This window comes from Desulfosporosinus sp. BICA1-9 (genome assembly GCF_000802135.1).
This window is the reverse complement of record NZ_JUEE01000030.1, coordinates 1-7,258: the sequence shown is the minus strand read 5'-3', so window position 1 is coordinate 7,258 and position 7,258 is coordinate 1. Positions and strand designations below refer to the sequence as shown.

The 7,258-nt window shown below is 40.4% G+C and carries 8 protein-coding genes and 1 pseudogene; 3 read left to right on the top strand and 6 right to left on the bottom strand.

What is annotated here, in order from left to right; translation table 11 throughout:
• The 3 genes from JL57_RS04290 to JL57_RS04280 all read right to left on the bottom strand — a co-directional run.
• Nucleotides 1-272, bottom strand: a 272-nt coding sequence (locus tag JL57_RS04290; RefSeq protein WP_034140833.1) for a hypothetical protein, incomplete at its 3' end; no start/stop codon positions are given.
• Nucleotides 273-534: 262 nt separating this feature from the next.
• Nucleotides 535-1,596: a hypothetical protein gene (locus tag JL57_RS04285; RefSeq protein ID WP_034140832.1), complete on the bottom strand. Its 1,062-nt coding sequence runs from the start codon at nt 1,594-1,596 to the stop codon at nt 535-537.
• Nucleotides 1,593-1,961: a hypothetical protein gene (locus tag JL57_RS04280; protein WP_291299690.1), complete on the bottom strand. Its 369-nt coding sequence runs from the start codon at nt 1,959-1,961 to the stop codon at nt 1,593-1,595. Before JL57_RS04280 ends, JL57_RS04285 begins: the two co-directional genes overlap by 4 nt.
• Nucleotides 1,962-2,539: 578 nt before the next feature.
• Here JL57_RS04280 and JL57_RS33455 point away from each other — a divergent pair.
• A pseudogene (locus tag JL57_RS33455) lies at nt 2,540-2,785 on the top strand (ATP-binding protein); the annotation flags it as partial.
• A 504-nt stretch (nt 2,786-3,289) separates the two neighbouring features.
• Nucleotides 3,290-4,360 carry a Fic family protein gene (locus JL57_RS04275; RefSeq protein ID WP_034140830.1) on the top strand — a complete coding sequence of 357 codons (1,071 nt, stop codon included), beginning with the start codon at nt 3,290-3,292 and terminating at the stop codon, nt 4,358-4,360.
• 218 nt (nt 4,361-4,578) lie between these two features.
• Here the strand turns inward: JL57_RS04275 and JL57_RS33450 are convergent, their stop codons facing one another.
• Nucleotides 4,579-4,752 (bottom strand): hypothetical protein, encoded by a 174-nt coding sequence (locus JL57_RS33450; protein ID WP_291299689.1) that lies wholly within the window; start codon nt 4,750-4,752, stop codon nt 4,579-4,581.
• 109 nt (nt 4,753-4,861) lie between these two features.
• Between JL57_RS33450 and JL57_RS04270 the strand changes: the two genes are divergently transcribed.
• A complete protein-coding gene (locus tag JL57_RS04270; protein WP_034140829.1) occupies nt 4,862-5,074 on the top strand; it encodes a helix-turn-helix domain-containing protein in 213 nt (70 codons plus the stop codon).
• Nucleotides 5,075-5,182: 108 nt separating this feature from the next.
• On the opposite strand, the gene JL57_RS33445 is transcribed toward JL57_RS04270, so the two are convergent.
• Complete coding sequence (locus tag JL57_RS33445) at nt 5,183-5,296, bottom strand: DUF3102 domain-containing protein (protein WP_291299691.1); 114 nt, start codon at nt 5,294-5,296, stop codon at nt 5,183-5,185.
• Nucleotides 5,297-5,391: 95 nt separating this feature from the next.
• Nucleotides 5,392-6,819: a group II intron reverse transcriptase/maturase gene (gene ltrA / locus JL57_RS04265; RefSeq protein ID WP_034140828.1), complete on the bottom strand. Its 1,428-nt coding sequence runs from the start codon at nt 6,817-6,819 to the stop codon at nt 5,392-5,394.
• Nucleotides 6,820-7,258: the final 439 nt, after the last annotated feature.

Sequence of the window (7,258 nt, the reverse complement as noted above, 5' to 3'; positions counted from 1 at the left end):
AGGAAATTGCGATAGTCCTGATGTTTGGGTTTAGCCAACTCTGTGCACATTTGCCGAAATGAGACAAATTCAGGACGAGTGAAGTACAAAACATGCATGCGAAATAAGATGACGGCATCCCAAGGCTTACGTCCCCGAGGATCAAGGATGGGCCGTGGGAACAGAAAGCGGATATATTCATCTTTAATGAAAGAAAGATAATCAATGAGATCCGCATCAAAACCAAGTGTGCTATAATATAGGGGTGAGAACATGTCTATCTGTATATGCAAGGTTTACACCTCTTCCTGTGTGATAATTTTGGTTTTGTCACCTTAATTTTACCACACCATGGATAGGGGTGTAATTATTTTTAAAGAACTTATGTTTGGTGCTGTTCAGCTTTTTGTAACAGACACTATAAAGCTGGTCAACCCGTATATTCGTATTTGAGTAAGAGCCGAGTACCTTTTCACAAGCTAAACAATAAGTTGATAAGTTGGTGTCAGGCACCGGGTTCCCGAAAGAAGCTATGTCCTAAGCTATGTCCTTATCTCACGTTACAAATACAAATAATTCCCCCGCTAATGCCTCTGCAATAGCCTTTACAGGCACTTCTTTATCTTTTCCATCATGATCTTTGCTTTTATAGAATAAATAAAAAAAACTGTCTCTCGTTTTTTCAGAAGTTAAAATCGTCGATACTTCTTTGATAGATGGAATTAACTTCAGAGATGGAAAAACGATTAGGATTTTTTCCAAATCTTGTTTCAAAAATCCACTTTTAAATTTATTTGCACTAATAATCACAAAGTCGAAAAGAATATCATTTTCGGAGGCAATCCTGCTCAGGCAATCAACCCATTTTTTGATTTTTTTCATCCCGTCCATTAAATTTTTATAATCTTTATCTGGAATAGTACTCTTTTTTTCGATAATTTTTCTTTCTTCTCTTTCAATATGTTCAAGGACTTTTTCGTTGATGACAGGTATGGAGAAATAATCAATTAGATACTTCTCAATCTCTTTAAAAGTAATTTCAAATTCATCCAGTTTATTTTTTCCCAATTCATTATCAAAAAGGGCCCTATATTCAGCTTCTGACTTCCAAAGAGGATGTCGCCTGGAGCCTCTGAAAAAATACTCATCCATCAAGTCATCAGAATAAACATTCTTCATTATGTACAGTACATCTTCATCAGCCAATAATGAAATCTTTCCCTTATTGCCAAAATCTTCTCCATTCCGGGTCAAAGAGTCAAGACTAAAAAACCTTGAACCACTTTCAGACAAAGCAAAATATTTATCTATGCTTCGCATCGCATGCTGCAATGCCAATTCAAAAAGCCTTTTAGCATTATCAAGCTCTTCAAGAAACATTTGTTCAAGGGAACCCATCGAATTATGTACGCTGTCAAATACCTTTCTTCCTAAGTGATAGACACCAATAGAATGGATGAATCTATTATGAAATGAAGCCGGATACAAAGGAGCATAACTCGTTTGCCGGATGTTCCTAAGCCTCTGAAAGCAAGCAGTATCAATAATACTTCGAACAATTTCAGAGTCTATTTCAACATATCCATATATCGGATCCTTAAAAAGCTTAAAACTCAAACTGCAACACCTAATTCAGCAAGAGATTTACTATCTGTAAATGCAAGCAGATAGTCCAAAGTCAAAAAGGCTCTAAAACGATTCCGCAAATCTTCAACAGTCTTTTCTTCTCTTAAAACAATAGCATCATTCTTTTGATCGCTATGATCAATTTCAAAAAAATCAGAGTAATTTCTTATTAATTCATTAGTATATTCTTTTGAAAGTAAAAGTGTCGCTTCATCGCCGTTTTCGCGCAAAACGTTAGTTACTGCATTCCCATACTTCAAAAGCGTTTCAAAGTCTACCCTCCGGCAACCGCTCTTTTCCAATAATTCAATCAACGCATTTGCCGCTAAATCTTCAATTCCAATAAATCTGTACACCAATAGCACCTCTCCTCATCACAATATCCGACCCTAAGATATACTATGTTGCTCCATATTGCCCCGTAAAATTCTGAGAAAGGCCACTCTTTTAACTGCAAAAATACGTTTTTAAAGTATTTTTGCTACATTAACATAGTATGCCAAACAGCTTGTTCTATTGTCAATTGTATGTCCTGTATAATTCTTCTATTCTTTAAGGATAAATTCCTGCTGGCAATTTTTTATCATTAAATTTTTTTTATATAACACTGGACAGTAGTTTCATCCTAAGGTTCTCACACCCAAGAAAGGAAACCATCGCTGAAAGGGTTACCTCATTAGTCTAACCGATTCCCTAGCGATTGACCATACTTATGCGAACTGATCACCGAAGGTATGGAAAAGGGCATGGAGAAAGGCAAGCTGAAAGTAGCGAAGAATTTGCTGAGACTTCCAAGCCAAAGTCCAAAAGCTTTTTCGCAACTTCTCCTTTCCTTCCGCTTTTTCTTTATTCCCCGCCGGCCTCTATCCTCGTCAGCTGATCACGTAATTCAGCTTCTCTGGCTTTGTACAGCATTCTTGCCTTTTCATCCTAACAGAAGTCTATTATACTGAACACTAACCTGGAATTTTCACGCTAGGTTAACGTGCTTTATGATGGCCAAATGACGGCTGCCCTGGTCAGCAGGCTGATGCACAACTGCTACCTTCTTCTGTTCCCCGGAGAGAACAACCGGTTAAGGGAATCCAGCATATATAGATTCGTAAACAAAACAAGCAATGATCATGTCGTTAAGGAGGACGCCTCTAGTGTTACTGTTGTAGCTACCACATCTAAATAGAGGTGTCTCTCTCCTTTCTTCAAGGATAACGTCATAGTCATTATTTTCGTCAACTTATAGACAGGTAAGACCGTCAGATTCGGACTTTTTAATCAGCGCCAACAGTATATTCACTATCTATCAGCCTCTGTGAGCGGCAATTTTATGCAGAGGTTTCGATTGCGTATACTTCTCGTACCTACAACATCGAACTCTAGTTTTCACAAGCTAAACAATAAGTTGATAAGTTGGTGTCAGGCACCGAGGTCAGGCACCGAGGTCCATTTTACGACCTAGCACATCCGCACTGTCAGGCACGGGGTTCTTCGAAGAAGAAAATCATGCTTATCGGACAGAGCGGAAAACGAGAAAATAATAAACTATAATTGCTCAAAAGCATCTTATTTGTTATATAAGATGCTTTTTCTGTCTGAACGTAGGTATAAATGTGTATAATTTTGTATACGTTATATTGACATAGGTAAAATATATAAATATAATGCCTATATAAAGGAGGCATGTACTATGAATGAATATAATTCACCTATATTACCACCCGATACAGAACTTGAAACAAAATATGTTTTAAAACAACTTGCAAAAACAAATAGAGCACTTGCGGAGCTTAAAGGTTATGCGGATACCATACCCAACAAGCATATTTTAATAAATGCAATAACCATTAACGAAGCGAAAGACAGTTCCGCAATAGAAAACATCATAACGACTCATGATGAGTTATATAAAGCTATTAGTCAGACCGGATATAAGAACCCCGCGGCAAAGGAAGTCGTAAGCTACCGCACTGCGCTATGGCATGGTTACGAGCAGGTAAAAAAACGAGAAATGCTCACAACAACTATGATTCTGGACATTCAACAACATATTGAAAACAATCGTGCTGGTATTCGCAAATTACCCGGCACAGTTTTAATGAATGAGACAACTTGTGAAACCATTTATACGCCACCGAGTGGCGAGCAGAAACTACTATTGCTTATGGCAAACCTCGAAAAGTATGTTAATGAAGATTTTGACGGCATCGACCCGTTGATCAAACTTGCTGTGATCCATTATCAGTTTGAAAGCATCCATCCTTTTTATGACTGCAACGGCAGGACAGGACGTATTATTAATGTTCTGTATCTCGTGCTAAAGGAATTGTTGGATAGTCCAATTTTGTATTTGAGCCGATACATTATTCGCAATAAGTCAGCATACTATACACTTTTACAGGAAGTAAGGACCAAAGGAAACTGGGAGGCTTGGATTCTATATATCCTTAAGGGTATAGAGGTAACTTCTGAGGAGACTTTGGTTCTGGTTAAAAGAATTAATAGAGAAGTCGATGCTATGACCGCTGAAATAAAAGAAAAGCTCCCCAAAATATATTCGAGGGAGCTTATCGACCTACTATTCTACGAATTTTATACTAAAATACAGTATATTGAAGAAGGTTTAAGCGTGTCGAGACGAACTTCTGTCAATTACCTTACCGCACTTGAAAGAGAAGGCTTTTTAGTCTCGGAAAAACTTGGTAAGGAACGGATCTACCAAAATAAGCGACTCTTTGATTTAGTTAGGTATACAAAATGAATTACTCATGCTTCATCATATTACGACCGATAATAACTCTTACGTTCAGCAAGAGTCATAGTGTCATATACTTCTCGCACCTACAACATCGAACCCAGGTTTTCACAAGCTAAACAATAAGTTGATAAGTTGGTGTCAGGCACCGGCTTCCTTAACACCTATGTACTGCAAGGGTTCGAGGCACTTCTCGTGCCTACGGACTGTCGAAGCCGAGGCAGTTATTCTTTCTGATTTTGGTGGTCTGAATCCTTGTCCGACTTGATCAAAACAAATTCCCTATCCTGACTATGTATGCACATTTCTTCCGTCTGACGCTGTACCTGCTGAATTTCCTCAATGATATCCGACATTTTGTTGAACAGTATGCTATACATCTCTTTATAATCTACCACTGTTCATCACCCCACAATAATAGTTTAAACATAAATATTTTATACGTTTTTCGTATAAAATGCAATATGCAATTATTGCATACGATAGAATAGCGTTGGGGTGAATATAATGTACCAACGTTTACGGGATTTACGTGAGGACAGAGATTTAACACAACAAGAGATTGCAACCTTGCTTAAGGTAAGCCAAGCAACCTATTCAAGATACGAAAGCGGGGCCCTTGATATTCCAAGTTCTTCTCTTATGAAACTTGCCCAATTTTACAAAACCAGTATCGACTATCTGTTGGGACTGACCAATAACAAAAAGCCCTATTACTAAGTGGAGTGTAGAAGAGTATAGATATAAAAGCTTCCATGACCCTTTCCGGAACGGGAACACCAGGAACCGTCCGGTGAATACTTTTCACAGCTAAACAATAAGTTGGTGTCAGGTACCATGCACCTGCTTGACAGCCTGCTGCAATTCCAATTTGGTCCTACTCTCGACATCATGCTCCGCGATAAACTCATCCCCCTCCTCTTCCATGATCCCAAGATGGATGAGCGCCTGGGATCGGGTAGGAGGTCACCCATTATTTGAGTGACCGACCTCCCACACCACCGTGCGTACCGTTCGGTACACGGCGGTTCCTCAGTTTACGCTGTGACTTGTCGATAATACTCTGAAAAGAATAGGAACCCAAACCCTTTAATCACATTGTTAGTTAGGGATTTGGATAGGATATGGCTTCTGGATGTTCTCCAGTAGCTCTTTCTCGTATTTGCGTATTCCCATGCCTTCTGCTCATGGATTCCCAGTGATTTAAGCATTTTCAGCTTTGTCCTCACACGTTTCCATTGTTTCCAGTAAATCATGCGAATACGCCTTCTCATCCATTCATCGGTTTGTAGGAGCAATGACTTCATGTCTGCTAATTTAAAGTAGTTTATCCACCCCATGATGTAGCGTCTAAGCTTTGTTGCTCTGAGTTCATTACCCATCCCGTTGCTTCTGGCCGTGAGTTCTTTCACTTTGCCGCGCATCTTTGACACTGATTTTGGATGTATTCTGATTCTCGTTTTACCTTTCATTCGGTAGAACGAGAATCCAAGAAATTTAACCCTTCCTACGTAGTCAACCACTGTTTTCTCCTCATTCACTTTAAGAAATAGTTTCTTTTCGATGAAGGGAATGATGTTGTTTAGTACACGCTCAGCGCTTCTTCTGCTTTTGCAGAAGATCATCAGATCGTCCGCATAACGGACGAATCTGTGGCCCCTTCTTTCAAGTTCCTTATCCAGTTCATTCAGCATGATGTTGCTAAGAATTGGACTTAACGGGCCACCCTGAGGTACGCCGACTTCTGTTTCCTCGAAACGTTTTCTAACCACAACTCCTGCCCTTAGGTATTTGTGGACCAGCGATATAACTCTCCCATCTTTGATGGTTCTTGACAGTACTTCTACCAATTTGTTTTGATTCACGGTATCGAAATACTTCTCCAAGTCCATGTCGACCACATATTTATATCCTTTATCTATGTTGGTTTGACACTTCCTGATGGCATCATGAGCGCTTCGCCCGGGTCTAAACCCATAGCTATTGTCGGAAAACTGCTTCTCGAAGATCGGTGTGAACTGTTGGGCGATTGCTTGCTGAACGACTCGGTCTACTACTGTAGGTATTCCTAGCATTCTTTTCTTTCCGTCTTCCTTGGGTATTTCTACTCTTCTGACGGGGTTAGGACGGTATTTCCCGTCCAAGATTGACTGCCTGAGTTGGTTTCCGTTTTCTTTGAGATATTGTAGAAGTTCATCTACTCCCATCCCATCGACTCCGTGAGCCCCTTTGTTTGACTTGACTCTCTTGAACGCGTTGTTCATGGTGTCTCTGTCCACTATTTTCTCAAGTAGTCTCTCCTTCGACCAGTCTGCGTCGGTGATGTTGTTTTCAGTGATCCTCACAGAACCGTGCACTCCCGCATATCCTTCGTGTTCCGCACTATTCTTTTGCGATGAGCCTTCCTTTTGACGTTTGTCTGTTGGAAGTTGGCTGCACTTCGCTTCTGTTTTGGTAACATTCATTGACTTTCACCTCCTAAGGTTCAACCCTTCCCCGATGATGTCAACTTCTTCGGGTACTATGGTATCTGCTGACTTCTCACGACAAATCTTGTTTCAACCGTACTTCATACGCTTTGTTTCCGCACGTCCGTGAGACCTCCCCGGGTAAGAACGCAGTCTTTCCTTCCATCTATCTGCCACATCTACACAGTAGGCTTCCGGATAGTTTAGGGCTTTAGTTTGCACAGCAACCTTACCCAGCCTACTCTTGCCTTATGTGATTTCTGTTCGTCAGACCAGAAGTTCGCCTCCGGTTTCCTTCAGATTCCACCTCACGATGGACACCCTTACCCTTGGCTATGTGCTTGGCACTATCAACCTGCACTCGGGACTTTCACCCTTTAGACTGCGCCCATGCCGGGCGCACTGTAGGTCAGATTCGTCACCGGTGACGAATCTG

What these genes read in the sequence shown, in the direction of transcription:
- JL57_RS04275 (WP_034140830.1), top strand. Translation starts at nt 3,290, where the DNA reads ATGAATGAATATAATTCACCTATATTACCACCCGATACAGAACTTGAA.
- JL57_RS04270 (WP_034140829.1), top strand. Translation starts at nt 4,862, where the DNA reads ATGTACCAACGTTTACGGGATTTACGTGAGGACAGAGATTTAACACAA.
- ltrA (WP_034140828.1), bottom strand. Translation starts at nt 6,819, where the DNA reads ATGAATGTTACCAAAACAGAAGCGAAGTGCAGCCAACTTCCAACAGAC.